Consider the following 25,055-nt stretch of genomic DNA (forward strand, 5'->3'; position numbering starts at 1 on the left):
TCCGCGCTGCGGGCCCCTTTCCCGCGCTGCCACCAGCCCGCTCCCTCGCTGAGACGCCAATTTCGCACCCGTTCCGGCGGAATAACGCGCGAAAGTGCGATCTCGCGAGCTACCGAGCCCGCCTACTGCAGCGGGTGTGGCACCATCGTGCCCTCGAGCCCCTCGTCCTCTTCGGGTTTGGGGTCGCGGGCGTCGGAGTAGGCGAACATGATCGAGGCGGTGGCGAGCACAAACGCGATGATCCCGAGCGGGTTACACAGGGCGATCGACATTTCCGCCGAGAACGCGGACCCGGACGCAAGGCTCAGGATCGACTCCAGTTCCCCGTTCGCGAGATCGGGCACCGTGAACCCGAAGCCGATCGCGCACACCCAGGTCAGGATCAGGGTGACGATGGTGCTGCGGCCCGTGCGTTTGCCGCGCTCACGCGTGATCGCGATCCGGCGCGCCAGCCACAGTTGCAGCCCGGCAAAGATGAGCCCGATGGTGGGGACGTACCACCAGGAGAGTGACCCGCCGATCCCGAATGGCCACCGGCCCAGCGCCATCCACAGCGCCAGCACCACTCCAACAACACCTACTACGCGGCTGTTCACGCGCGCTCCTTCTCTGCAAACGTCCCGCCGACATGCCCGGCGTTCATGTATAGCCAAGCAGATTTCGTATCGCGATGCGAAAGGTGCTATTCTCAAACGGTTGTCATCGCAAGGTGGCCGCGCCCCGATAGCTCAGTGGTAGAGCACTTCCATGGTAAGGAAGGGGTCGCCAGTTCAATCCTGGCTCGGGGCTCTGGTCTGTTTGATCTGTATGGTCAGCATGGCTGAGTAGCTCAGCTGGTTAGAGCGCACGACTCATAATCGTGAGGTCGCGGGATCGAGCCCCGCCTCAGCTACGACAGGCCGCAATTAAAACCCCTGGTCAAACCAGGGGTTTTGTTGCATCTGTTGGCTGTCTGGTGTTCTGAATGCTGCCGACCTGCCCTGACAAGAGGGTGTCTTCTGCTGGCCTCGCTCAGGGCTCATCGCCATGGGTGTGGCCGAATCTGCTCGGCCCTGTCGCCGGTGCTCGGCGTGCCTCAAATGCTGCCCAAAATCCAGTGTGTGCACATTTTTTGCACACGCTCGCGGGGTGTTCGGTCGGGGAGCCTGACCCGTGATCGCACGTTCATCATCGGCGGCAACGTGCCGCTCATCGATGAGACGGAAGGCGGGTCATCATGGCTCACCAAGATTACGGATACATGCACCTCGACTACAGCGACGAGCGCCCCGAGCAGCGTGCGGAAGCACTCGGATCAGTGACGGTCTTCTGCGACTACGGGCCACGGCATGACACGGCGAGGGTGAACCTGAACCGGATGCTCGCAGCAACCCAGGCGGGCGATTTCATCTTCGTGGACCGTATCGACCGGATCGCGGACTCCGTGTCCGACTTCTACGACCTCCTGCTGTTCTTGAAAGAGCGTGGGGTCGGGTTTGAAGCGCTGGAAGACGCGTTCATCTTGAAGCCCGCGACCGGCGCTGACGGGCATGCAGTCAATCGGAAGGACTCGTGGCCTGCCCAGGTGCCGGACGAATCGCTTGAACTGATTGGCCGCATGGCAGCGCTTGAGCGGGGAACCTCGATGAAGGGTCCTCGCGGCTTCGCGTTCGATTTCGCGACGATGCACGAGACCGATCCGTTGCTGTCGTTGGAACGGGTCTTGGGCGCTGAGCAGCAGCTCGCAGCCGGTGTGCCGCTGGCACGGATCGCTACCGCGTTGCGAGTGACCGCGGTGGAGCTGTTCAAAGCGTTGCGCCGCGATAACGAGTATGCGTCGTATCTGAAGAGGTAGCCTCAGAAGATAAGCGGGAGACCCGCTCTGTTCGGTGCTGATGGTGCTGAGCAGGGCGGGCCTCTGTGCATCTGGTGAGCGAGAGGGAAGTGATGAAGCTGTTCGGGAACGATGCCGTGTACCGTGACGGCTGTTTCTATCGCTTTGACTTCGGGTATCGCAATGTGCCGGGCGCTCAGCTCCACGCGGAAGCTCACAGCATGATCCTGAGGGGTGTGCAGCGCTGCATGATGCCCATTAATGCGCCGTACTCTGACGCGAATATGTGGGAGGTCTGGCGGTATGACCCGCGCCCCGTGCGGCACGAGGATGGTTCGGTCAAGGTCGGAACGATCCTGAGCATTGAACATCAGCGTCGTTTGCGTGTCACGAATGACACTCCTGCGGCAGCGACGACGCTAGCCGTGATTCGTTTTCCGAGGCAGCAGCAGTTGCATGGTGCGGTGATGTGTGGGCTTCCTTCCCCGATGTGGTTGGTCGAGGTCGACCGGCAGTATGAGGCCGGTTGGGTGCTCTCGCGTCGGGTTGCTGACGTTGATAAGGAGGCTGCCACTTACCGTGATGAGTGGAAAGCGCAGGAGAGCGCCAAGAAGGAACGTCGGGTGCACACGCCGAAACCGACCAGTGCCATGCTGAATCGTTCTGGGGAGAATGAAGTGATAGAGGGTTTGGCGGTTGTGCTCGGCGGCAAGGTGGTTGAGCAGTATTTAAATCCGTTGCATGTGCGGGCGAAGCTGCGCATGGTGAATTTCTTCGAGGGGTGGCCACACATTGCAGAGGTCAGCCGGTGGGTTGGCGCGGAGCACAGCGATGACAAGCATCGTGAGGAGGGGGAGCGCTCGTATCGGCAGATGCAGGCATTCCACGGGGCGAGCCGCGCGGACGCAAAGAAGGCGGCAGCGGGATCATGACCTCGGATGTTGAAACGTCGAAGAAGTCACCAAAACGAGGTGCCTACACGTGGGCGAATGAGACTTGGTTGCCTGAGCGTGAAGCATGGGTACTCGATTGGAAATTCAAGGTGCCAGAACCCGCGATGACTGCGACCGGGTATGAAGAAATCGAGGAGCACTGGCAGGCTCTCAGACGCAGGGAGCAGAATGCCCGCTTGGGCGTGAAGGCTGAGACTGTCATTTCGAGGGCTGAGCGGGGAAGCCTCATGCCGGACCGTGAAGTGCTGGCAGCGTCTGATGGCCGGGCCGAAACGCACCGCGCGGAGATTCGGGCGGTTGCTGAGGAGGCCGTGCAGTTGGTGAGGGAGCGGAACATCTTCCCGATCACTTACTACTCGACTGCTGGCGCTGAACTCGAAGTGTTGAAATGCATGGAGCGCGGTCTGGGTATCGCTCCAACGACCAAGAAGAATGCAGGGCGACGGAGAGACCGGTACTCGGTGGTGTCGTCAGGGCACACCGAGGGGGCGGACTTGTGCCGGTGGATGTTCCCGAACCTTTTTGACGTTGGGAGAAAAGATGGTGGACTGACGTGGTTTGGGCAGTTTCAGCAGATACAGGAACCGGGGAACCAGAAGCTCGCGAAGACCCTGCAACGAACCGGACTGCCAGAGAGTACCACGACGCTGCGAAGTCGGGTGCGAGATGGGAAGCCGCAGCCGACGAACTTCTATCCGATGGCCGCGCAAGAGATCTACCGAAGGTGGGCGCCAGAAGGCGGTGTGGTGTGGGATATGAGTTGCGGGTTCGGCGGCAGGATGCTCGGCGCGCTGACCTCACCAAAACGACTCACCTATATCGGAACCGACCCAGCGGGCGAGACGAGGCACAACCTCGGCAAGCTCGGGAACCTCATCGAGACGGTGACCGGGAAGCGCCATAGTTATGAACTCCATCAAGCCGGTTCCGAAGAAGATATTGGCCTGGTCTCAGAGATTGATTTTGCGTTCACGTCGCCGCCGTACTGGAACCTTGAATGGTACGAGACCACCGACAAAGACCAGACCCTAGAGAGATGGTTCGATGAATACGTCACCGTCACCATCAAGCGGATATTCCGGGCGTTGAAGCCCGGGGCGAGGTATGCGGTGAATATTGCAGACTTCGATGTGGACGCAGCAGCAGACGGCGACAGCGGGAAACAGGGCCGGAAGAAGGAGCGGGTGAACTACGTTGACCGGTGGGTGGAGCTGAGCCTCAAGGAGGGATTCCGCTTCATTCGTCAAGACTCCCTCGAACTCACCGCTGGTTCGAGGACCCCATTGCAAAGCAAAGTGAACAACGTCACCCGCGACATCTTGCAGCTCGCGCCAGCGAAGAAGTCAGAACCCCTCCTGCACTTCTACAAACCGCATACCACTGCTAAATAGACCTTGTCAAGCAATGTACGAAGCAGTTTAAGTGCAGGTGGAAGGGGCTGATAGTGCAGGTGAACGTGCACAGTAGTGCAGTCGGCCAGCAATCCGAGTGCAGAGTTTATGCGGATTGCCGATGAGGGTATGTGGTTTTCTGGAGGCCAATTCTGTGTGGTTCTGAGGCTGGTTTGCCATGCTCGTGGGCCGCTCTGGGCCTCGTGTTACCTCTCGTTCGGCTCCGTTTTACCCCGCGTGTGCTCCTGGGCGCGCGACACGGCCTCTTACGCGGCCTTTCCTGCCTCTCGGGTGGCTAGGGGCTTCCTGGCTAGTTTCGTCGCTTACAGCGCCGTTACGGGCATTCGTGGTCAATTGGTGGATACTGAAGCCTCACTGGAACCCTGAGCGGTACTAGAATCGGCATGAATACCCCGTTCAGCCACAGAAACGTTCGATTGGCTCCCGGCGCTCGGGCACTGAGTGACGTTCTGGTGCGGCTGAATGCCAGGGTTGTCGGCCTTCCTGTGCTCTCGCGCGAAATACGGTCCGTTACAGGAACAGACGGAACATCATGAGGCAGTCTCTTTCAATCAAGTGAGTCGGCGGTTGAATAGACCTACAACACAAGCCGGGGGCTGGAGAGAGAACGCCCATCGGAGACCTCCCTCCGGCTGCCGTGAGTCGCCGGGATATTCGCCGAATCGAGCTTGGTGCGTGCCGGTGAGTCGTCCGGTGTGAGTGCCACCCGGTGATGGTGCCGGTGTCGTCGCACGAGGGTATCGCTGAGGAGGCAGGGCTTCTGAGGAACCTATTTGAGATACATGAACCAGTTCCCGATCAATCGATCCCGTGACACATCCTCAGTCTGATCGCCGCTCTTCAAGCTGTAGATGTTCTCGTGCGCTTCCACCGGGACCGGGGTGCCCGCTGGGCAGAACCACAGTTGGCTATGGCGATGCACCTTCCCAGTTGCGCGGAGGCACCCGCCCTGTTTGCTCCAGGTCGGGGTATCGTGCACGAAGATGGCAGGGCCGGTGTATGCACCGCTTGGAACGTCGATCATGCTGATCTGGGTGCCTTCGACGAAGAGCCCGATTGCGCCTCCGGTGCCGAGAGATTCGCCGGGGAGGATGCTCCACTCACCGTCAGCGATGTCTTCTACTCGCGGCCCAGCCGAGTCCTTCACCTTCCCGCTGAGGGTATTCAGATTCTCCATAGTGGTGCGCAGATCTGCGGGGTGTGCCTTCGGATCGTCGGCCAGCACCTGGGCATCGCTGATCGCCTGCTCCAGCTGAGCAACGAGTTCAGCGTCGCCTGTATCTCGTGAGGCGTCGAGGATCTGCTCAGCTTTCTCAATCTCGTTGGTGAGTGACTTCACCATTGTTTGCCGGTGGCTGTCGAGAAACAGTGCGGATGCGTCGGCAAGCTGTTTCGTGACCGCCCGCACCTCACTGGTGGCTTTCTCGATGTGCTGGGTGTCGCTCCCGATCTGCTCGTTCGTCTCGCTCGGATCGGCCTTGATGAAGTCGTGATGTTCGAGTTCGTCAGCCGCAGCTATCGCAGTGGTGAACGATTCATTGACCTCTTCGATGTTGTCAAGCGAGGTCATCGACAGCTGCCCGTGATCGTCCCGGGTATCGGTGCTCTGGCGATCAAACTCAGTCCATGCGGCTTCGTATGCGGTGATTGCATCGGCGTGCTTCGTGAGTGCGGCCTTGTGCTCAGCGGCTTGGGTCGCCTGATTGATGAACACAACCGTAGTCGCGGCTCCGCCCCCGAGAACAAGTGCCGCGGCCGTGATGATCCACAACCACTTGTGCCGCTTCTTCTTCGGCGTGCTGGAGACACCGGGGGTATCGCTCGGAGGTGGCGGTGGAGTGGCCTGTTGAGCCTCCGGCCCAAGCGCCGCTGACGGCAGAGGCGCGGTGCTAACTGAGGGTGGTGGGAGCTGTGACAGGTCGGGCGTAGTCGGGGTATCGGGGGTGTTCATCGTTGATCCGTTCGAGGGTTAGCAGCCGTATTGTTCCCAGCTGCGGACGATCTGATAGAAACCTTCACCATTTGCCGGGGTGACAGTGAGTTCGTGCCCGGTGAGGTAATACTCCGTGCCGTCAGCGTTGGTCATACGGTGCCCGGAGACCCCGCCACCCGGGAAATAGACGGCCTTGGCCGGGAGAGTGAGGTAGCCAAGGTCAGCGTTCCCGCCGACGTAGATCCAATCACCCGAAGCAGTGTTGCTGTTCTCGAACAGATACACCTCGACCTCTTTGGTGGTGCCGTACACGCAGAGCTTTGTAGCTTCTTCGGGTATCGGTGCCGCACCACTGCCGGGAACCTCGAGCGTTGGCGCTGACTCGGTGGTCGGCTGGGGTTCCGTCTCGCCCGGTGTGGGCGTGACCGGCATTACCTCCGGGACGTCGCTATCGACGCGTGCTGTCGGAGCGGAGTCTGGCTGCTCAGAGGTGCCCGGTGATGACGAGAACGGTGTGAAAACGAGCACGGCGACCACTGCCCCGACCAGCACGACCGCGGAGGTGGCTGCGGTGACAATGATGCCGAGGTGCCGGGGCTTTTCGGTGACTTTCTGAGTGTCTGTGCTGAAATCCGGCGGGGGTAGCTCCGACAGGCTCGGGTCTGGCAGCGACGCGTTGCCTGGCAGCGGAGGAGGCGGTAACTGTGACAGATCAGGGCCAGGGGTTTCGGGAACGCTCATGATGTGCTCGTAGGGTGCCCGGGTATCGCTGGCTGCTCGTGTTCGGTCCATGCTGACCCATCCCAGTAGCGTTCAATGCTTGTATTCGTGGGGTCGAGATACCAGCCTGCGGGCGTCTCAAGCCGTTCGGCTTGCCGCTGCTTCGCTTTGCCCCTGATAGAGAGGAAGACGATAGCGAACACGATCACGGCGATCACCAGGATCGGCACGATGATGATGAGCCAAGGGAGCATGTTGAAGCCCGAACCGCCGCCGGTTATGCCTTCACCTCCGGTGTTGAACACTGTGCACCTCCTGAAGTTTCCGTCAGGTGTACGAGCTTCGCGGTGTGCTGCGAGGTGCGGATGAGTGCGATGGTCACTTCGAGCGTGACCCGGCAGAACAGGACCGTCAAGAGCACACCGATAGGGCCGAGAACCAGTTGCAGCACTCCCAAGACCTGGAAGAATTCGAGGTCGGAAGATTGGCCTCCGATAGTAAACAGAATGATCGCGCCGACGATCCACCAGAGCACCGAAAAGATCGACACCAACAGATAGATCAACCGCGCAAACGAAACCGTGACCACGCGATCTGATGCGAACGAAAGATCGAAGAGGCTGCGGAAGAACCCCGCCTCACGGCTCGGACGTGGCGGAGCGACCTGTGGACGCATCGAGGCGGGCGGGATCGAGCCGCGCACCGAAGCAACGGACTCGGGCGGCGCGGGTGGAAGCCCTGCCCCGGAACCTTGGGGCGCTGGTGATGGTGATGGTGTTGGCGCTGGCTGTTGGGGCGCGTTGCCTCTCGCCGGGGTATCGCCTGCGACCTCGGGTGCGACGGGGCGAACCTTTTCAGTCCAGGTTGTTCCATCCCAGTAGCGGAGTTGCTCGCTGTGAGTGGGATCGGGATGCCAGCCAGCAGGAGGCAAATTGTTTGGATGCTCAGTCATGACTCTCCTACGTCACTGAGGAGGTCTCCCGGCAAGTACTGGGAGACCTCCTCAAGATTTGTTAGATGCGGTTCTACGCCTGGCGGCGCTTCGCCGCGAAACCGAGGAGCCCTGCTCCAGCGGCAAGGATTGTGGCAGCGGCCCCTGCGAGTACTCCAAACGGTGTGCTGCCGGTCTCAGCAAGCGTTGCGGGAACCTGGGTATCGGTCTTCACTGCAACGGGAGTCGCGCCGCTCTCGCCTTGGGGGCCGTCAGGAACCGTTGGGTTGACCGGAGGAACAGGCTTCGGATCAACCGGGGGAACGGGATCGACTGGGTCCACAGGATTAACGGGGTCTACGGGATCGACCGGGTCCACGGGGTCTACCGGATCAACAGGGTCGACTGGGTCGGTCGGTCCTGACGGCTTGCCGGTCGTATTGAACATGATCAACGAGTTCAGTTCGAGGCCGTTGTCACCCACCCAGGTCAGGTCGAAGGTGATGCGATCAGCGTCGCGGTAGTCCATCTCATAAGAGAACTCGCACGAAGCTGAGCCGCCAGCCGGGATCGCGATAGGGAGTGGGCAGGTAGACATATCGACGTTGCCGTAGGCCCCGGTCTTTACCAGGTCGTAGCCGGTGATGAGCTGGTCCTGGTCGGTGTAGTTCATGAACCACTGGAAGCTCCAGTAGGTCGAACCAACTGACTCGCCGTAGGCACCCCACGAGTTGTCAGCATCGCCCGGGCGGGGATGATCGGCGGGGTCAAATCCCCAATCAATACCCGATCCTGCGGCTACGGGTGCTGCCAGTGTCTCGGCTGAGGTCTCCTCGCTGTTTGCGGACACCTCGACGTCAACAGTTGGAGCCGTGTCGATGGTGTCAACTGCGAATGCAGCCGCAGGACTCAGAAGCCCCGCTGCTACAACCCCGGTTGCCACGACTGTGGCCATGGCTTTCTTCTTGTCGTTCCGCCAAAAACTTGAACGCTGCATGTGTTGTTCCCTCTCGGTGTCTCAGGCAATCGCTGCTGCCCTGATTGCTATAGATGCACGCGTCTAGGTATCGGCTATGCGTGCCTCAACTTGACACTTTATAGCATGACCTCAATAAAGGGTGTTCTATTGCTGTACCCGTGCAGATGATTAATTAGTGGCATGGGACAAACAGAAAGCTGAGCGGTTCGGGGAAACGCTGAAGGACCTCCGAGGAGCGAAGGGCTTCACGCAAGAGTCGTTGGCTTGGCATGCTGGGACGACCAAGAACCAGATTCAGCTCCTTGAATCGGGAAAAGCTTCTGGGAATCAGGGCGTTGATCGGCCTTCAAATCCGAGAATCACATCACTGATGGGGCTTGCGGATGCGCTTGGCATGTCTCTTGCTGAACTCATGGAAGCTGCTGACCTCTAACTGGCCCAAAGGTGTCAGCATTAGAAACGTGAATGGCAGTATTAGAAACCACAATTCGAAACTCGCCGACTGATCCGCGCACATTTCTCGCGCCTGCGCCATAGATGATTGTGATCCGCGCGCGAGTAAGCGCTGAGGCGCGAAAGAGTTAGTACGGCCCTTCATGGGCCTTTGCGTAGTTAGTTTTTCTTGTTAGCTCCGCGCTCACAATAAACCCTTCCGGGTCCCTGTTTCCTGCCCCGGACGGCCCCGTGGCGCGCTTTTCGGGCGCGCGTGGCCCCTCGGGGCCGCATCACGCTTGTTAGTTCGCCTCCGCGTCGCGTGCGGGCTTCGGCGGTTCGGACGGCGTTACAGGTGCCAGCCCGATAGCTGAGCGCCCTCGCTCCGTGTGCTTAGCTTTCGGGCGCTGATTCGAGAGCGTCGTGGGAGGTGATGTGTGCGGTGGGGTACACCTCACCGGGCAGTGAGCATGCTGCCTGAAAGTGTGTTGTTCAGGGTGGCATCCCGCCACAAAACACACTTACGCATGGAGGTCTAGACATGGCCGGTCAACTCATCGGATACCTACGAGTCAGTAGCATCGACCAGAACCCCGAACGGCAGGTCGAAAGCATCGGCTCAACCGACCGGAACTTCACCGACTACGCATCAGGAGGCAGCACCGACCGACCAGAACTGCGCGAACTCATCGGATACGCGAGAACCGGCGACAAGATCCGAGTGGCGAGCATCGACCGTCTCGCGCGCTCAACCCACGACCTACACGAGCTGATCCACTTCTTCACCGACGAGGGTATCGGTGTGGAGTTCGTGAAAGAAGGACTGAAGTTTGAGCCCGGCGCGGATGCCTCCCCGATGGATCAACTCATGCTCGCGATGCTCGGCGCTATCGCCCAATTCGAACGCGCACTGATCCGGGAACGACAGGCAGAAGGCATCCGGGCTGCGAGGAAGCGCGGAGTGTACGACCGCGCACCGAAGCTCTCATCGGAGCAGATCACGGAAGCACAGGCGCTGATTGCCTCAGGGGTGCCGAAGACCCGGATTGCCGAACGCCTAGGGGTATCGCGCTCGACGTTGTACCAAGCATTGAAGGGTACTGGTAGGTACAGTGAAGTGGAAGTCGAGCACGAATAGTCCACCGCAGCTCTTGATCTCTAATGTATCGGGCGCAAAGTACTGAGACCCGCTTTTGTGGATTAGACCTTCCCCACCCCCGCCAGGGTCTATTGCCATAAGGTGCTCCACGCGTGTCTCTGCATGCGGTCGCGGTTAGATAATTCCCAGCGCAATACTCTTAGTACGTGCCTCTTGGATGCTTGAAACGCTGAGCTTCCGAAACGCCGAACGGCTCTGGGACTTTACCGTATTTAGAGATACTGATTCACGAGCAGCGACTTCCTTTCTCGAAGAACCTCTCAATAGCTGCTTGAGGATTACGAGTTCGCGAGACGTGAGGCCAACTAATGGTGCCTTGTCATCTCCCTGCGGAAAGTTAAATTGGGGGCCGACGCCACTGGACCGCCATTTCTCGTAGATAGCGTCAGTACAGGGAGATTCCGGAACGAGGTCAAATAGAGCCCGAGCGGCGTCCGATGGGGCTGAAGCGAACACCGAGATGCAGCCATTAAAGCGATTTAACAGTTCCTCAAACGTTTCCTTGGCTTCGATTCTCCTGCCTAACACCAGTTGACAACTTGCTTCGAGGGCCAGATAGTCCAGCTTCGCGCGGTCTTCAGCTTTGATTGCACCTGCGGCTAGCTCATCAAGTGAGTGTTGGTAATCGCCGCTCAATGACGCGATCCGCGCCCGAAACAGCTGTACAAATGCAGTGTCATGGATTGAGTCCAGCTGCCCTGAAGCTTCTTCGATGTCTCCAAGACTGATGAGAGCTTCGACGTTCAACCGTTTCAAGACGTCCTGTGGCAGCCAGCTAGACGCTTCGGCAATTTGCTGTTGAGCCTGTAGCGGTTGTCCCGACAGGAGCAAGAACTTCACCCGTGCTTCAACAATCAGATGATAGAACTCGAATCCGTGTGTCGGTTGCGCCAGATCCTGAAGCAAGGTTCTAGCCCTCAAGAGATCCAGTTCCTCGGTGGCAATGATGAACTCAGCAAGCGGAGCGGCAAACTGCACCACCGGAGAGTAGTCCGGGCTAATCGATGAGGGCCAGGCGCGCGACCGGGTAAGCCATTCTTTTCCTTGTTCGAGTCGGCCCATGAGAGCATGGATCAGCCCAATGTTCCCGGCTGCCTCGTGCGCAATGACCCCTAATTCATCTTGATGCCTCCAGCGCCATGCCTGCAGATACGCTTCGAGCGCTTTCGCAAGGTTTCCTGCCAGCAGATGCGTCTTGGCCGCTTGGGCAAAATATGCGGACGCGGCCTTCTCAGCTGCGGAGCCGATCCTGCTGGCCTCAGCAAGAACCCAGGCTTCTGAATCGCCAACAAGCTCGAGTGCTTCATCTACGAGTCCATCCAACCTGCGCGCAATTACAGCAAGAGTTACTCTCCGCACGAGCGCAGCGCGTGACATAGGAGTCCTTGCCGCAGAGTACCTAGCAGCCTCGAACTGAAAGTCCGATATTGGCGCTAGGCCAGTGAGCTCCAAATGAAATCGCAGGTCTGGTCGAGCGTCGCGAAATTCCCTAGGCATTTGCTCCAAGGTGCGTTGCATCAGGGACAAACCCCCAGAGTCGTGTACGAGCGACAAGGGGGCATCCACCAGCAACTCCGCTACCTTGTCCCAATCACAAGAATGCAAGGCTGGTTCTAGAGCCCAGGCAAGGCCACGACCGTTGGCCAGTGAAGCCGACTCGCTGCCCTCGACAGACATTTCTCACGCACCTCTCTGCATGCTGAACCTGGAGTTCATGCTCACACGACTCAGGGGTGGAGGCGAGAACCGCCCGGGGTGAAGTAAGGGTGAAGTTCCCACAGGCGGGGTGAAATCCCTGCTCAGCTGCGAAAAATCTAAGAATACTGGGTGACTGGAGGCTTTACCTTTAAGCCCAGTACCCTCGCATGCGCCTCGACGTGCCTTGTGAGCGTTCCCACTGGTCTGGATCAAGGTTCAAAGAGGGTACGTCGTTTCTGGATTCCGAATCATACGAATCGATGACCATCGACGAAACCAGAACCAATGCCTCCACTGAAAGTGGAAAGGAATAACGTGCAACGGAAAACTTTGCGGGGCAAAGAAGTGCCCTTTACGACGGAGGAGGTGACTATGGGGTCCGACCATTCCTACAGCGGGTTTGGGCGTGGTATCAAGAAAGTGCTAGCAACTGCGCTTGCAGCCTCCCTTCTGACTTTCGGTGGCGCAGGAGCTGCGCAGGCAGTTCAAGCACAGGTACCGCCCGCCGACAACCCACCCATGCCAGCTCAGTGCGAACTCGACCTCGTCATGAGCCTCGACCTTTCGAACAGCGTCGATGACGCGCAGTTGCAGCAAATGCGCGACGGCGTGGCAGAACTGGCCGAGTCACTGAGCGAATATCCCGTGCGGTTGTCGCTGCACAACTTCGCCTCGAATGCACCGGCAACAAACGCAGGCAGCAACGCTCCGTTGCCGATCACGGCGCTCGACAATGCAGGCGTGCAAGCGGTGACAAGTTGGGTCAACGGTATCCAACGCCCCTCCAGCCAGCAGGGGGGCACGAACTGGGACCGAGCCTTCGCTGCAGTGGGTAGCAGCAGTGACACCTACGACGCGCTCCTGTTCGTCACCGATGGAAACCCGACTCAGTACGGCAGCCCCGCACAGGGGCCCGGCAACTCCACGAACACTGCCACGATTAACGCCGCAGTGACGAGCGCGAATGCCGTCAAGGCTCAGGGCACCCGTGTCGTCGGTGTTGGCCTGACGGACAACATCACTGACATGGACGAGTTCCGCGAGCACATGTCACAGATCTCGGGTCCCGTTGAAGGCAGCGACTACCTGTCAACGAACTTCGAGGGGCTCTCGGACATTCTCCTCGCCCTCATTTCAGACAACTGTGCTGCAGCATCGAATCCAGCGATCGAGCTCGTGAAGACCGCAGCACTCGCTGACGGCTCTGTCGGGCTTGCCGGAGACACGGTTGAGTACTCGTTCGCTGCGACGAACACTGGCAACGTCACCCTGACTGGCGTTGAGATCTCAGATCCGAAGCCGGGGCTGTCGGACTTGGTGTACAGCTGGCCCGGCGAGCCAGGAGTGCTTGAGCCTGGTCAGCAAGTCACAGCGACAGCAACGTACACGATCATTGAGTCGGACCGGGACAACAAGGTTGTCCAGAACTCCGCAAGCGTCACCGGAAACCCGCCGACCGGCCCTCCGGTGACCGATGAAGATGACGCAGAGGTACTCCTTCCGAACGATCCGGCTATCGAGCTTGTGAAGACTGGTGGCCTCTCTGACGGCGCGACTGGCGTCGCCGGAGATATCGTTGAGTACGCGTTCACCGCAACGAACACCGGTGGGGTGACCCTCACCGGTGTTGAAATCACTGATCCGCTCCCTGGGCTCTCGGACCTCACCTATGTTGAATGGCCAGGAGCGCCTGGCGTTCTCGAGCCCGGCCAGAGCGTTACCGCGAACGCCACGTACACGGTGAAGCAGTCGGACGTGAACGCTGGCAACATCCACAACGTCGCAACCGCTACCGGCACCCCGCCTACCGGCGACAATGTGGCTGACACTGATGACAACGATGTGCCGCTGGCGTCCAACCCGGCAATCACCCTTGTGAAGACCGGTGCTATCGCTGAGGGGCAGACCGGCAAGCCCGGTGACACCGTCGAGTACAAGTTCACGGCAACCAATACCGGGAACGTGACCCTCACTGATGTGTCGATCGCCGATCACATGCCCGGCCTCTCCGACATTGTGTACGGTGACTGGCCCAGTGAAACAGGTGTTCTTGCGCCCGGTCAGAACATCACTGCCACCGCAAACTACACGGTGAAGCAGTCGGACGTGAACGCAGGAGTAGTCGATAACACCGCTACGACCGTTGGCACCCCGCCCGCTGGCGACGATGTCACCGACACCGACGATGCCACCGTCCCGCTGCCGCAGGATGCGCGCATCGCTGTTGAGAAGACGGGTGCGCTTGCACAGGATGCGACTGGTCGGGCGGGTGACACTGTGGAGTTCGGCTTCACTGTCACCAACACCGGCTCAGTGACCCTCACTAATGTCGAGCTCGAAGATCCGCTTCCCGGCCTGTCTGACATCACGTACGGCGCATGGCCCGCTGCTGCTGGCGTCCTCGAACCCGGGGAGAGCGTCACGGCTACGGCAACCTACGTCCTCACTCAGAACGATGTGAATGCAGGCGGCGTGGACAACTCTGTCACCGCCACCGGCAACCCGCCAACTGGTGAACCTGTCGAAGACCAGGACGACGTGACTGTTCCTGTGGATTCAAACCCGGCGATCAACCTTGTGAAGACAGGCGGTCTCGAAGACGGCGCAACCGGTGAAGCTGGCGACACCGTCCAGTACTCGTTCACCGCAACGAATACCGGCAATGTGACACTTACGGGTGTCACGATCTCGGACGAGCTCAACGGCCTGTCAGAGATCGCGTACGGCGTGTGGCCTGGTGACACTGGTGTGCTTGCACCCGGAGAGAGTGTGACTGCGACCGCATCGTATGTCCTCACGCAAAGCGATGTAGATAGCGGGCGTGTGGAGAACACCGCAACCGCTACTGGCAACCCGCCAACGGGTGATCCGGTGGAGGATGACGACATTGTGATTGTTCCCGTTGAGCCCTCACCTGCGATCACTCTAGTGAAAGCCGGCGGGCTGGAAGACGGTGCAACCGTAGTCCCGGGCGATCTCATCGAGTACTCGTTCACCGCGCAGAACACGGGCAATGTAACGCTCATTGACGTGACAATCGCTGACGAGCTGGAAGGCCTGTCGGAGCTGACCTACACGTGGCCCGGCGAAGCAGGCGTCCTCGCTCCCGGTGAGCAGGTGACTGCAACCGCGACCTACACCATCACCCAGGCCGATATCGACGCGGGTATTGTCCACAACTCCGCTATCTCGACCGGCAACCCGCCCACTGGCGAGCCAGTCGAGGACGAGGATGAGCATGACGTGCCGCTCACGCAGCTGCCCGTAATTGATCTGGTGAAGACCGGTCAGCTCGACGGTGAAGGATTCGCAGGCGATACGGTCAACTACGGTTTCACTGTCACCAACACCGGCAATGTCACACTTACTGATGTCACGGTTGTCGACGAGCTGGAGGGCCTGTCAGACATCGTGTTCGGCACGTGGCCCGGAACGGCTGGGGTTCTTGCCCCGGGTGAGAGCGTCACAGCCAGTGCCGCCTACACGCTCACCCAGGCTGACGTGGATGCAGGCAGTGTAGACAACACTGCAACTGCGACCGGTACCCCGCCGAAGGGGGAGGACGTGACGGACACGGACGACGTGACCGTACCTGTCGCCCCTGGCCCCGGGATCGATCTGCGGAAGTCGAGCAGCCTCGAACAGGGAGCCGGCTCAGTTGCGGGCGATACCGTCAACTACCGTTTCACCGCCACCAACACCGGCAACGTGACACTTACAGGCGTGACGATCGTCGATGAGATGGAAGGCCTCTCTGAGCTGAGCTACACCTGGCCCGGCGAAGCAGGGACCCTCGCTCCAGGTGAACAGGTGACCGCGACAGCGACCTACACGCTCACCCAAGCTGATGTAGACGCTGGAAACGTGGACAACCACGCGATCACGACCGGCACCCCGCCGACCGGCGATCCAGTGGACGATGACGACGACGAGAAGACGCCGTTGCCCCAGTCCCCCTCCATCGAGCTGGTGAAGACCGGGAAGCTGAACGGTGACACTATCGCTTACAGCTTCACCGTGACCAATACCGGCAACGTCACGCTCACGGGCGTAGAGATCACTGACAAGCTCGCGGGCCTGTCGGAGATCACCTACGGCGGATGGCCAACCGAAGCTGGTGTACTCGCCCCGGGCGAGCAGGTCACTGCTTCCGCAGAGTACAAGGTCACCGATGCCGATCGAGACCGTGGACGAGTGGATAACCATGCCACCGTTACCGGAAACCCGCCTTCGGGACAGTCAGTGACCGACGAAGACGACGTGAAGGTCGTCGTTGGGACGCTCGCGATCACCGGTTCTGACTACGTCGGTGCGGGGATCCTCGCCGCAGGTCTGCTGCTCGGAGGCGGAGCGCTCCTGCTACTGATGGTGCGCAAGCGCCGCACAGCTGGCGAGCTCACTCAGCTGAGCTAGCAACGAGTTCATTGGGGCACCGTCTCAAGCCCTCGGGTTCCCCCGTAAAGGCTTGAGACGGTGCTCCGTGACTTGCAGCAGCCCAAAGACCCGTCACGCAAGCCGAAGGGCACCGCCGTTTAGCGGAGCTTCTTAAGTGCTGGTTGTGGCGTCCAACGCCGCCGGGCTCATCCCCCCCTTGCGAGCCTAGGCGGCGTTTGTGTGCCCCGTATCGGACTAAGGTCCGATACGGGGCACACACCTTTTGGGGCAGTTGATGTCCTGTTAAAGCCTGAGCTGGGAGCCGGGCCGATGTTTGTTGCCGCGGTGGAACATCACGCTCCTACATAGCCGACGAGGTGAGCTTGATCTGTCTGCGCGATGCGAACCCGCATCCGATTCTCACCCCGAAGCTCATGAGAAGCCGGGCCTACCCAAGCACGGCTTGTCGGAGTCTGGCCTAACGATCGCCTCGACGGCAGATTAGCCAATTGGATGCGAGCCGGACCCCAAACGAGCGCCGACGCGAGCACATAGACGTGCAGAAGCGAGCGTCGAGCGACCAGGAGCGGGAAATGCTCATGGGTGATGAAACTCTTGCAATTTCAGATGGATGAAAGTCGTTCTGTAGATCGGTCGCGGGCACGTAGCGGCGCGGGCATGATCGAGACCCCTTGGGAAGCAGCCAACCCCTGGCTGCCAAGGGCAAACGATTAAGGAACAGCAAGCTATGGCACTCAAAGCCTCAAAACTTATGCCCCGCACCTATGCACCCGAACGCGAGCCCCGCGTGATCGGATACCTCCGCATCCACGACAACGACACCGAACCAGAGGCCCAGGAAGCGCTCCTGGGAACCGTCGAGGCCCTATTCATCGACGCCACCTCAGGCATGAACGGCTCTCAACCACAGCTCAACGCAATGCTGACTATCGCAAGGCGGGGCGACGTGATCAGAGTCGCCACTATCGACCGCCTCGGCACCACCCTCGCTGACGCAATCGACATGCTGACGCTCCTCACCGGTAAGGGGCTGGAAGTGCAGTTCGGTGACCAGAAGCTGATCTGCCAGCCAGTGACGCTTGAACGGTCAACGGCAGAGGAACGCGACTGGCTCGTACTCAACCACATCCGCGCAGCTGACCGAGCCCTCCGCAACGCTGGGGCCGTCTGGCACAACCACTTCTTCAGTAATGGCGGAGACGAAGATACGAAGCCTGCGCTGTCCATCGAGGACGTGGAACTTGCCGAGCGGCAGATCGAGGCACACATCCCCCGCAAGAAGATAGCGGAAGGCCTTGGGGTATCGCCCGCAACACTCTTCCTCGCAACCCACCGACACGGGGAGTATTCCAACTACCCCTGAGCGCTAATCCCCTCTCGGGCATAGGTCCGGCTGAGGCCGTCAAGACGGAGAGAGTTGTGTGCCTACGTGATCACTTTCAGGTGGGCGCGCAACCGCCGTCCAAGCACGGTGCTACCGCGAGCAGCGTCGGAAACGAGCAAACCGAATCAGTAAAGAAGGACACCAAGAAGAAGGTCCGAGCGGGAAGAAGTCGTGGGAGTAGCCCATCTTGCTCGTCATCCCGAAGGCAGTCATTGTGCTCAGCGTGTGAAGCGGTGCTTATTGTGACGCATGTGTCTGAGTCGCTTCTCGTAGGTGGCAGCCCGCACCACCCCGCACCGGGGCAGGTGCTAGCCGCCGCACCTATCAATGATTCAAGAAGGAGAATCACCAATGATTCCAAAGATGCAAGAACAGACACCTCCAGAAGTGGCGACGGTCGAGGTTGGCACCTACACCGAGACCGAGACGGCAACGCGCATCGGCGTTGACCGCACGTCAGTGCGACGAGTCGCGCTCACTAAGCCCGACCACCCGATCGCTAGAGCGTGCCTCACGGTCACGGAGAACAAGCGGGTCTACTCGCGCGAACTCATAGACGCATACGTACGTGGGCAGGGGGCAGCCAAATGACCGTCAAGAAGCATGGGAACCGTTGGCGGGCGATGGTGCGCAAAAACGGCGAGTACCTCGGATCGAGGAAGTTTGATCTGAAGCGTGACGCGGAGGCATACGAGCGGAAGCTCTTGGAAGAATATGCTGACGGTATCGATGTGCGTCAGGGCAGTCGTCAGGTATCTGAGTATGTGGCTGATTTTCATGAGTATCGGGAACTCATGAACCGAGTTTCTGAAGCAACACGGGAAACTGATAAGCATATGTTCAAACGAGTTCCGACATGGTTCCTGAGCCTCCGGGTGAAAGACGTGAAGACTCATCATGTTGAGAAGGCGTTAGCCGAGGACGCGCGAGAGCACGAGCGAAAAGAAGGAAGCATTATCCGGTATCGGACGACTCTCTCTGCGTTCTTTACCTACTTGATGAACACGCGGCAGATCATCACACGGAACCCTGCACGAGCCGCGGCGATCCCTGGCACGCAACTGTCACCAGAGAAAATCCCGTGGCTGGGCACTGAGATCGATGAGCGCTTCCTCATTTGGAAGGAAAAGGACAGAGGGATGGCTGAGATCGCGTTGGTGATCTACTTCCTCGCACTGCGCTGGGGAGAGGCTCGCGCGATGGAAGTCGGTGATGTGATGCTTGATGGTAAGCCGCGCGTGCTCGTTCAGCGGTCTCTGTCAGAAGGGAAGACTGTTCCGAAGAGCACGAAGACGAAAAAGGTTCGTTGGGTTCCGATCTCTAACGTGATTCTGCCGACCTTGCAGCGGATGGTGGAAGGCCGAGGAAAACGAGAACGACTTTTTCCTGAGCTAACCCGCACACGTTTCAAGTGGCGGCTGCGCTGGGACGAGACCGGGCAGGGGAAGAATCTCCACTCGCTGAGGCATGGAGGTATTACTGCGTGGGCAGAAGCCGGGCTGCCAGTGCCGCTCATGCAGAAGTGGGCTGGACATGCTCGGGTTGAGACCACGATGAAGTATGTGCACTTGGTGGGTGATCAGGCGAGCGCTGCGGGTGTAGCAATGATCAACGCCCATAACCAACGCCTTGGAATCACAGCCAAATAGGTAATTGGGTCTGGTGCGGGCTGAGAAGACTGGTCGTCTTGGTCCGCATCAGGCCCGCTGATGCGGAGCTACTCTTATTTTGTGAGCAATCAACATCCGAAGAAGCATCACTTTGTTCCCCAGCTTTTGCTTAACAACTTTGCCTCCGACGAACAACTATGGGTGATGCCAATCGAGCAGGAGAGAAGTCTTCCATACAAGGCATCGGTCAAGAACGTTGGCCATGTCAATGGTGGACATCGCATGATCAAGGCCGATGGCACTGAAGATTGGACGACGCTCGAAGCATCTATGAACAAGTTAGAGACCGCCGCAAGCTTAGCGATCAAACAGCTTCATGAGGACAAAAGCATTTCCTTGGTTTCGCGTGAATTGAAAGAGCCCATCGCTTGGCTAGCTGCGCTCCAGAGGGCAAGGAGCAGGACATTCCTTGGCTCGGTGGCCCACGTCCTGGGGGACGCGCCCAACGAAGAGGAACTCAAAGGTACTCAGTTCGAGCTGCAGACCACCCTTCTTCGAACGGGACTGTGGAACCTTTTGGGTAAGTGGGCGGTTCAGGATAATGATTCGGTTTCCGTAGCAGAAAGTTATGAACCATTCGTCCACTACCTATTGTCGCTGCGATGGGACGTGATGCGCTTCGAACAGCCCGAACTTGTTGTCTCAGATGCGTTTGCTGCTCAGTATGGTGTCAGCGCTCTCGGCAAGCCCCCCAGCCCGTCGGAAGTTTGGGGAGCAAAATTTGGAGTCAACGTCCCGTTCTCGCGCGCGGAGGGATTCACGATAGCTTTATCCCCGAGGATGGCGCTTCATATTCACCATCGGAATGAACGCTGGGGTGGTGATCCAAATACTGTAAACATGCACACTGTCCTTAACGCGAGGTCCTTCATCGCGTTCCCTGGTGATGCGAATCCTAAGGAAGTCCTTGTCCCTCTCCTGGACTGGGTTTTCGAAGCGAGGGGATTGCGTTCCTGTATTCCTCCTTCTTTGTGAAGGAGGACCGTTGTTGATTTTCTAAGTGTGCTGAACGCGGCTACTGCGTGGAATTAGCGGCTTAAGGTCGTTCCGAAGTGAGCAGTTGGATCTGACGCTTGTTCGCGTAGTAAGCCGGGTTGGCATCTCACCTTGCATCACGCCCGAACGAACGATAGAAGCAGTAGTTAGGTGAATTGATCTTCTGCGCATGTAGCAGCCTCAAGAGAACATGATTCCCTGTTGAAGGACGATTTAAGTCGTCTGATCGCCGCGTATCGATGCGTGCGCGAAATCTTGAACGGCCATCGCAGCTCGCACGGAGTACTCCAGAATCTGGCTCGACATCGGACTTCCGCCATTGTTCCGCTGTGTCGCTGTCGTCAGCATCCAGGTGATGCTGGGGTCCATCGTGGCGGACTTCTTGTCGGCGTGGTGGGCCGCCACGGCATTACGGATCAGAGATAGCGCCTTCATGAAGTCAGCGTCCTGACGAATGGGGCGGAGATCCTCGCGGAACTGTCGGGCAGCAGCCTTATGGAGTTCTGGGTCAGCCTTGGACGCGCTGCCGGGTCTACTCATCTCGCGGATAGCCTCACTGATTGCAAGAGGCGCGCGTTCTAGTACTTCGTAAAGGTGTAGCGCGAGATATTTCTCCCAGACGTACCGGTCCTCAGGGGATTCCAGAAGACGATATACCAGCGCCTTCGTTTCGTAGTCGATGAGTGCCAGGTAGAAGACAAGCTCGACGCCCGGACGGTGTGACTCCCAGTCAGGGCGCTTCTTCGCGCTGACGATAAAGTAGGCCGTTTGCTCGACGGTCTCACGAGCTTTTGATGCTCCCTCGGCGAAACGCCTTGCGTCCCAAATCTCTGAATCCTGTTTCCTAGTTGCCATACGGAGAGCTTAGGAGGCGCATCCGACATTTCAGTCCGGTTCTTTGAGCGTACTTGTGTGGCTTGTTGTGTAGCCAGCGATCAAGAACGAAGCGAGGCTTGGGCTGGCTTCTTCTAAATCCGGCCTCAGCGTTTGATGGCGTTAATCCGGCTAGGCCGTTGCCGTCCGTGTCAGGGGTGCACGGCGTGCGTTCAGGGGCCTATTCTGTGCCGGATGGACACGGCATGGACACCTCTCCTGGGTATCGATTCGTTGATGCGACCCACTGGCTATGGGGAGCAGCTAAAACTACTAATGAGTCATGTGCAAAATGTGCAGACCACAGTAAAGCAAAATGCCTGATGAGAGATAAGACAACTTCCATGGTAAAGAAGGGGTCGCCAGTTCAATCCTGGCTCGGGGCTCTGACTCTGCTTGGTTCGCCAAGAGTTTGGCTGAGTAGCTCAGCTGGTTAGAGCGCACGACTCATAATCGTGAGGTCGCGGGATCGAGCCCCGCCTCAGCTACCAGAGTCACACAAAACCCCTGCTGATGGTGGGGGTTTTGTTGTAGATGGAAGATGCTGATGGGGGCTCCGGCAGCGTTGATACAGGCTCACTGATGGTGCTCTATCAGCCTTGTTTCCCTGATTCTAGGCCGACGGCCAGCACTGTCGCTGTTGTGTCGCGTGCCTCAAATGCTGCCCAAAATCCAGTGTGTGCACATTTCATGTACACGCTTGGTGCGTGTGGCAAACTTGTTTACTGCATCCCAATGTTCAGCCTGGGGTGTCGACGTCACATTCGGGCCACTCGATAAGATGACAATTGGTAATCCATGCGCATAGGGAAGCCTGTGTCGCCAGATATTCAGCTGTGCCCTGACTCAAATTTAGGATGGGCTTGGTTCATTCGGAGGTTTGAGTGGCTCGTCGTAGGGGATTCTTGGCGGAAATGCAGCATCAGGCCCGGCTTGCTGAGCAAAGGCAGCGTGCGGCTGCGAGGCAGCAGCTTGCCGCTGCAAGGCGCGCCGAGCAGGCTCAGAAAGCTGCGGAACGGGCTCAAGCAGCGGCTGCCCGCGCGGCTGAAGCGGATAGAAAGCGACTCGAACGTGAGGCGCTTGCCGCTCACGTTGCCGCGATGCAGGCAGAAGTTGAGTCGTTGAACCTCGGACTGGCTGAGCATTATGCAGAGCTTGATGGACTTCTTGAAGCAACACTTGGTGTCGATGATTTCGTGGACCTTGAAACGCTGCGGGTGGTAGCGGAGCATCCACCATTTCCTGCTGAACAGTTGAGGCGACCGACTCCTTCGCCTACCCCGATTGCTGATCCACCCCTGCCTGTACGCGGTGAAGTGCCAGCTCCGACAGGGTTCTTCGGTAAGAAAAAGAAGCTCGAAGCGGCACAGGCAGCCGTGGAGCAACAGTATGCGACTGACTACTATGCCTGGCAAGCCGCTACGGAAGCGTTGCCTGGTCGCCGGGCAGCACAAGCTACCAAGTACGATGAGGCCGAGCGGGCCAGACTTGTGTCGCTGGAAGAAGCCGAGCAGCGTTACGCGTCTGAGTGCGAAGCGCGCGAGCGAGATGCGGCCGAACAAAACGAGGAGCTTGACCAGCTCATCGCAGGTCTTGGGTATGGGACCGTCGATGCTGTCCAAGAATACGTGAGCATTGTGCTCATGAACTCGGTGTATCCCGAGCACTTCCCGGTGAAGCACGAGTCGAGTTTTGACCCGACAGCGGCGGAGCTTACGCTGCGACTCACAATTCCGGGGCCTGAGGCTGTCCCAAAGACCAAAGCGTTTAAGTACACGAAGTCGACGGATCAGATCACTGAAACGCAGCTCTCGCAAAAGGATATGAAAGATCGATACGCCGGTATCGTGCACCAGGTCGCCTTAAGGAGCCTCCACGAAGTCTTTGAGGCAGATCGTCGCGAAATTGTGCGTAGTATCTCCCTGGAACTGGGGGCGAAGACGATCAGCCCAGCGACTGGACGAGAAACATATGTTCCATTCGTTGCTGTTGCAGTAGAGCGAAGCGCCTTTGCTGGTTTGGATCTTTCTTCTGTAGTTCCCTCGGCAACGCTCGATCACCTTGGAGCTACGGTTTCTAAAAACCCGATGGGTCTTGTAGAAATTGATTCTTCTGGTATTAAGCGAGTGTCGTAGACAATGAGCGTTGTATTCAATCCACCACCGGGCTGGCCTAAGCCCCCGGCAGGATGGCAACCGCCCGCGGGGTGGACCCCAGACTCAAACTGGCCGGAACCGCCTGCAGGGTGGCAACTCTGGGTATCTGATGACGGGACACCTGCCGTAAATACAACTGGGGATGCCGAGAACGAGGCAGCTAAGGCAGCTAAGACCAGCACTCCCGGGACTAGCGAAAATGCAAGAGTCGAGTTTCTTGAAGCAGAGAACGCTGAGCTGAGACTTCGACTTGAGGAATCATCAGGGCATGGGCTTATCGAATTGGATGACGCACGTGTCCTTCAGGACGTAGGAATCTATCGCTATCACCATCCACTTGAGTCGGCGGCAGCATACAAAGAACGCCTGAAATCTCTTGAATCAGACATTGCCGACTTGGTGCGAAGCGGTCGGGCTATTGCAAAGTCTGAGTTGTTCACATTGAACAACTCCCTCGCCCAAGGGCGACGGATGACCGCTGACCTTGGCAAGTTGATGCTTCGTGCCTATAACGCTGAAGCAGACAATGTGATCCGCTCGCTCCGGGCGGGAAACATAGAGACTGCGAAGCGGCGTCTTGAAGCTTCACGTTCGGCGATTGCAAAACTTGGCGCTCTCATGGAAATGCGGATCGACGAGGCTTTCCACCAGCTTCGCATAGCCGAAATTGAGCTTACGGCTGATTGGCTGATGAAGAAGCAAGAAGAGCGTGAAGAGGCCAAGGAAGAACGAGCGCGGCTTCGGGAGGAAGCCCGAGTGCAACGCGAACTTGAAGAAGAACGCGCTCGGTTGGATAAGGAACGAACCCACCTTACAAATACCCTTGCAGCGCTCCGGTTGCAAGGTCGAGAAGACTCAGATCTGATCGCGCGGCTTGCAGCTGTAGATCAAGCCATCGAGCAGAACGATTATCGTGCAGCTAACATTCGGGCGGGTTACATTTATGTAATTTCGAACGAGGGAGCCTTTGGCTCGGGCGTGGTCAAGATTGGACTAACCCGGCGTCTTCAGCCTTTGGAACGTATCTCTGAACTCAGCGGTGCTTCCGTGCCATTCAGATTTGACGTACATGCGCTCTTCTTCTCAGAGGATGCCGTGACGCTGGAAAATGACTTGCACAAGAATTTCGCCACGCGGGCGCTTAACCAGGCAAATTCGCGGAAGGAATTCTTCTTTGCCACACCTAGCGAAGTACGAGAAGTTTTGCTGCAACGAGTTGGAAATATTCTCGAGTTCACGGAAGAGGCGGAAGCTACTGAATACAGGCAATCAGTCGGCTCCTGGCCTCACCAGATGCGTGCAACCTGATGAGCATGACGTGCTCCAAGCAACTGGTGCTCGAACGTCTTTGGCCGCGCCTGAGTTCCGGGCTTCGTCGCTGAGAAGTGTCTTGTAAGCAACCTCTGCGCTTATACTCATGCTTTCGATGGTGTAAGGCTGCGAAGTGCGAGCAGTGAGAGTGGTTTCCTCATTGGCGGAACGATGCCGCTCATCGATGAAACGGAAGGCGGGTCATCATGGCTCACCAGGTTATGGATATAGGGTCTGACG

Annotated in this window: 19 protein-coding genes and 3 tRNA genes; 14 read left to right on the forward strand and 8 right to left on the reverse strand. The window is 58.5% G+C overall.

The window, feature by feature from the left end:
- Nucleotides 1-122: 122 nt before the first annotated feature.
- Nucleotides 123-596: a hypothetical protein gene (locus D3230_RS10095; RefSeq protein ID WP_337249151.1), complete on the reverse strand. Its 474-nt coding sequence runs from the start codon at nt 594-596 to the stop codon at nt 123-125.
- 121 nt (nt 597-717) lie between these two features.
- On the opposite strand from D3230_RS10095, the gene D3230_RS10100 reads away from it, so the two are divergent.
- From D3230_RS10100 to D3230_RS10120, 5 genes are all read left to right on the forward strand, one after another.
- Nucleotides 718-789, forward strand: a tRNA-Thr gene (locus D3230_RS10100).
- Nucleotides 790-818: 29 nt separating this feature from the next.
- Nucleotides 819-892: transfer RNA gene (locus D3230_RS10105), tRNA-Met, on the forward strand.
- 324 nt (nt 893-1,216) lie between these two features.
- Nucleotides 1,217-1,834, forward strand: coding sequence for a recombinase family protein (locus D3230_RS10110; RefSeq protein WP_202344923.1), 618 nt, complete (start codon nt 1,217-1,219; stop codon nt 1,832-1,834).
- 65 nt (nt 1,835-1,899) lie between these two features.
- The gene (locus D3230_RS10115; RefSeq protein ID WP_202344924.1) at nt 1,900-2,745 is read left to right on the forward strand and encodes a hypothetical protein; all 846 of its coding nucleotides are present in this window, start codon (nt 1,900-1,902) and stop codon (nt 2,743-2,745) included.
- The gene (locus D3230_RS10120) at nt 2,742-4,157 is read left to right on the forward strand and encodes a class I SAM-dependent methyltransferase (RefSeq protein WP_202344925.1); all 1,416 of its coding nucleotides are present in this window, start codon (nt 2,742-2,744) and stop codon (nt 4,155-4,157) included. The genes D3230_RS10115 and D3230_RS10120 overlap by 4 nt, the downstream gene beginning before the upstream one ends.
- Before the next feature lie 790 nt (nt 4,158-4,947).
- On the opposite strand, the gene D3230_RS10125 is transcribed toward D3230_RS10120, so the two are convergent.
- The 5 genes from D3230_RS10125 to D3230_RS10145 form a co-directional block, all read right to left on the reverse strand.
- A complete protein-coding gene (locus D3230_RS10125) occupies nt 4,948-6,129 on the reverse strand; it encodes a hypothetical protein (protein ID WP_202344926.1) in 1,182 nt (393 codons plus the stop codon).
- Between the two features lie 18 nt (nt 6,130-6,147).
- Complete coding sequence (locus D3230_RS10130) at nt 6,148-6,852, reverse strand: hypothetical protein (protein WP_202344927.1); 705 nt, start codon at nt 6,850-6,852, stop codon at nt 6,148-6,150.
- Entirely contained in the window at nt 6,849-7,136 is a 288-nt protein-coding gene (locus tag D3230_RS10135) for a DUF2510 domain-containing protein (RefSeq protein ID WP_202344928.1), read from the reverse strand. The genes D3230_RS10130 and D3230_RS10135 overlap by 4 nt, the downstream gene beginning before the upstream one ends.
- Nucleotides 7,109-7,783, reverse strand: coding sequence for a DUF4282 domain-containing protein (locus D3230_RS10140; RefSeq protein WP_202344929.1), 675 nt, complete (start codon nt 7,781-7,783; stop codon nt 7,109-7,111). Before D3230_RS10140 ends, D3230_RS10135 begins: the two co-directional genes overlap by 28 nt.
- A 73-nt stretch (nt 7,784-7,856) precedes the next feature.
- Nucleotides 7,857-8,759 (reverse strand): hypothetical protein, encoded by a 903-nt coding sequence (locus D3230_RS10145; RefSeq protein WP_237467345.1) that lies wholly within the window; start codon nt 8,757-8,759, stop codon nt 7,857-7,859.
- Nucleotides 8,760-8,916: 157 nt separating this feature from the next.
- Here D3230_RS10145 and D3230_RS10150 point away from each other — a divergent pair, with 157 nt between their 5' ends.
- Entirely contained in the window at nt 8,917-9,174 is a 258-nt protein-coding gene (locus tag D3230_RS10150; protein ID WP_119284855.1) for a helix-turn-helix domain-containing protein, read from the forward strand.
- 540 nt (nt 9,175-9,714) lie between these two features.
- The gene (locus D3230_RS10155; RefSeq protein ID WP_202344931.1) at nt 9,715-10,311 is read left to right on the forward strand and encodes a recombinase family protein; all 597 of its coding nucleotides are present in this window, start codon (nt 9,715-9,717) and stop codon (nt 10,309-10,311) included.
- Between the two features lie 135 nt (nt 10,312-10,446).
- On the opposite strand, the gene D3230_RS10160 is transcribed toward D3230_RS10155, so the two are convergent.
- Nucleotides 10,447-11,709 carry a helix-turn-helix domain-containing protein gene (locus D3230_RS10160; protein ID WP_202344932.1) on the reverse strand — a complete coding sequence of 421 codons (1,263 nt, stop codon included), beginning with the start codon at nt 11,707-11,709 and terminating at the stop codon, nt 10,447-10,449.
- Between the two features lie 606 nt (nt 11,710-12,315).
- Between D3230_RS10160 and D3230_RS10165 the strand changes: the two genes are divergently transcribed.
- The 4 genes from D3230_RS10165 (at nt 12,316) to D3230_RS10180 (ending at nt 20,454) form a co-directional block, all read left to right on the forward strand.
- Nucleotides 12,316-16,443 (forward strand): DUF7507 domain-containing protein, encoded by a 4,128-nt coding sequence (locus D3230_RS10165; RefSeq protein ID WP_202344933.1) that lies wholly within the window; start codon nt 12,316-12,318, stop codon nt 16,441-16,443.
- 709 nt (nt 16,444-17,152) lie between these two features.
- Complete coding sequence (locus D3230_RS10170) at nt 17,153-17,788, forward strand: recombinase family protein (protein ID WP_202344934.1); 636 nt, start codon at nt 17,153-17,155, stop codon at nt 17,786-17,788.
- A 608-nt stretch (nt 17,789-18,396) separates the two neighbouring features.
- Nucleotides 18,397-19,458, forward strand: a complete 1,062-nt coding sequence (locus D3230_RS10175; protein WP_202344935.1) for a tyrosine-type recombinase/integrase — start codon at nt 18,397-18,399, stop codon at nt 19,456-19,458.
- A gap of 81 nt (nt 19,459-19,539) precedes the next feature.
- Nucleotides 19,540-20,454, forward strand: coding sequence for a DUF4238 domain-containing protein (locus D3230_RS10180; protein WP_202344936.1), 915 nt, complete (start codon nt 19,540-19,542; stop codon nt 20,452-20,454).
- Nucleotides 20,455-20,688: 234 nt separating this feature from the next.
- Here the strand turns inward: D3230_RS10180 and D3230_RS10185 are convergent, their stop codons facing one another.
- Nucleotides 20,689-21,330, reverse strand: a complete 642-nt coding sequence (locus D3230_RS10185) for a hypothetical protein (protein WP_202344937.1) — start codon at nt 21,328-21,330, stop codon at nt 20,689-20,691.
- Nucleotides 21,331-21,762: 432 nt separating this feature from the next.
- Here D3230_RS10185 and D3230_RS10190 point away from each other — a divergent pair.
- From D3230_RS10190 to D3230_RS10200, 3 genes are all read left to right on the forward strand, one after another.
- Nucleotides 21,763-21,839: transfer RNA gene (locus D3230_RS10190), tRNA-Met, on the forward strand.
- Between the two features lie 423 nt (nt 21,840-22,262).
- Complete coding sequence (locus D3230_RS10195; protein ID WP_202345157.1) at nt 22,263-23,483, forward strand: hypothetical protein; 1,221 nt, start codon at nt 22,263-22,265, stop codon at nt 23,481-23,483.
- Nucleotides 23,484-23,786: 303 nt separating this feature from the next.
- A complete protein-coding gene (locus D3230_RS10200) occupies nt 23,787-24,812 on the forward strand; it encodes an SNIPE associated domain-containing protein (RefSeq protein WP_237467350.1) in 1,026 nt (341 codons plus the stop codon).
- Nucleotides 24,813-25,055 lie beyond the last annotated feature (243 nt).

The organism is Leucobacter chromiireducens subsp. solipictus (assembly GCF_016758195.1).
Lineage (GTDB): Bacteria > Actinomycetota > Actinomycetes > Actinomycetales > Microbacteriaceae > Leucobacter > Leucobacter solipictus.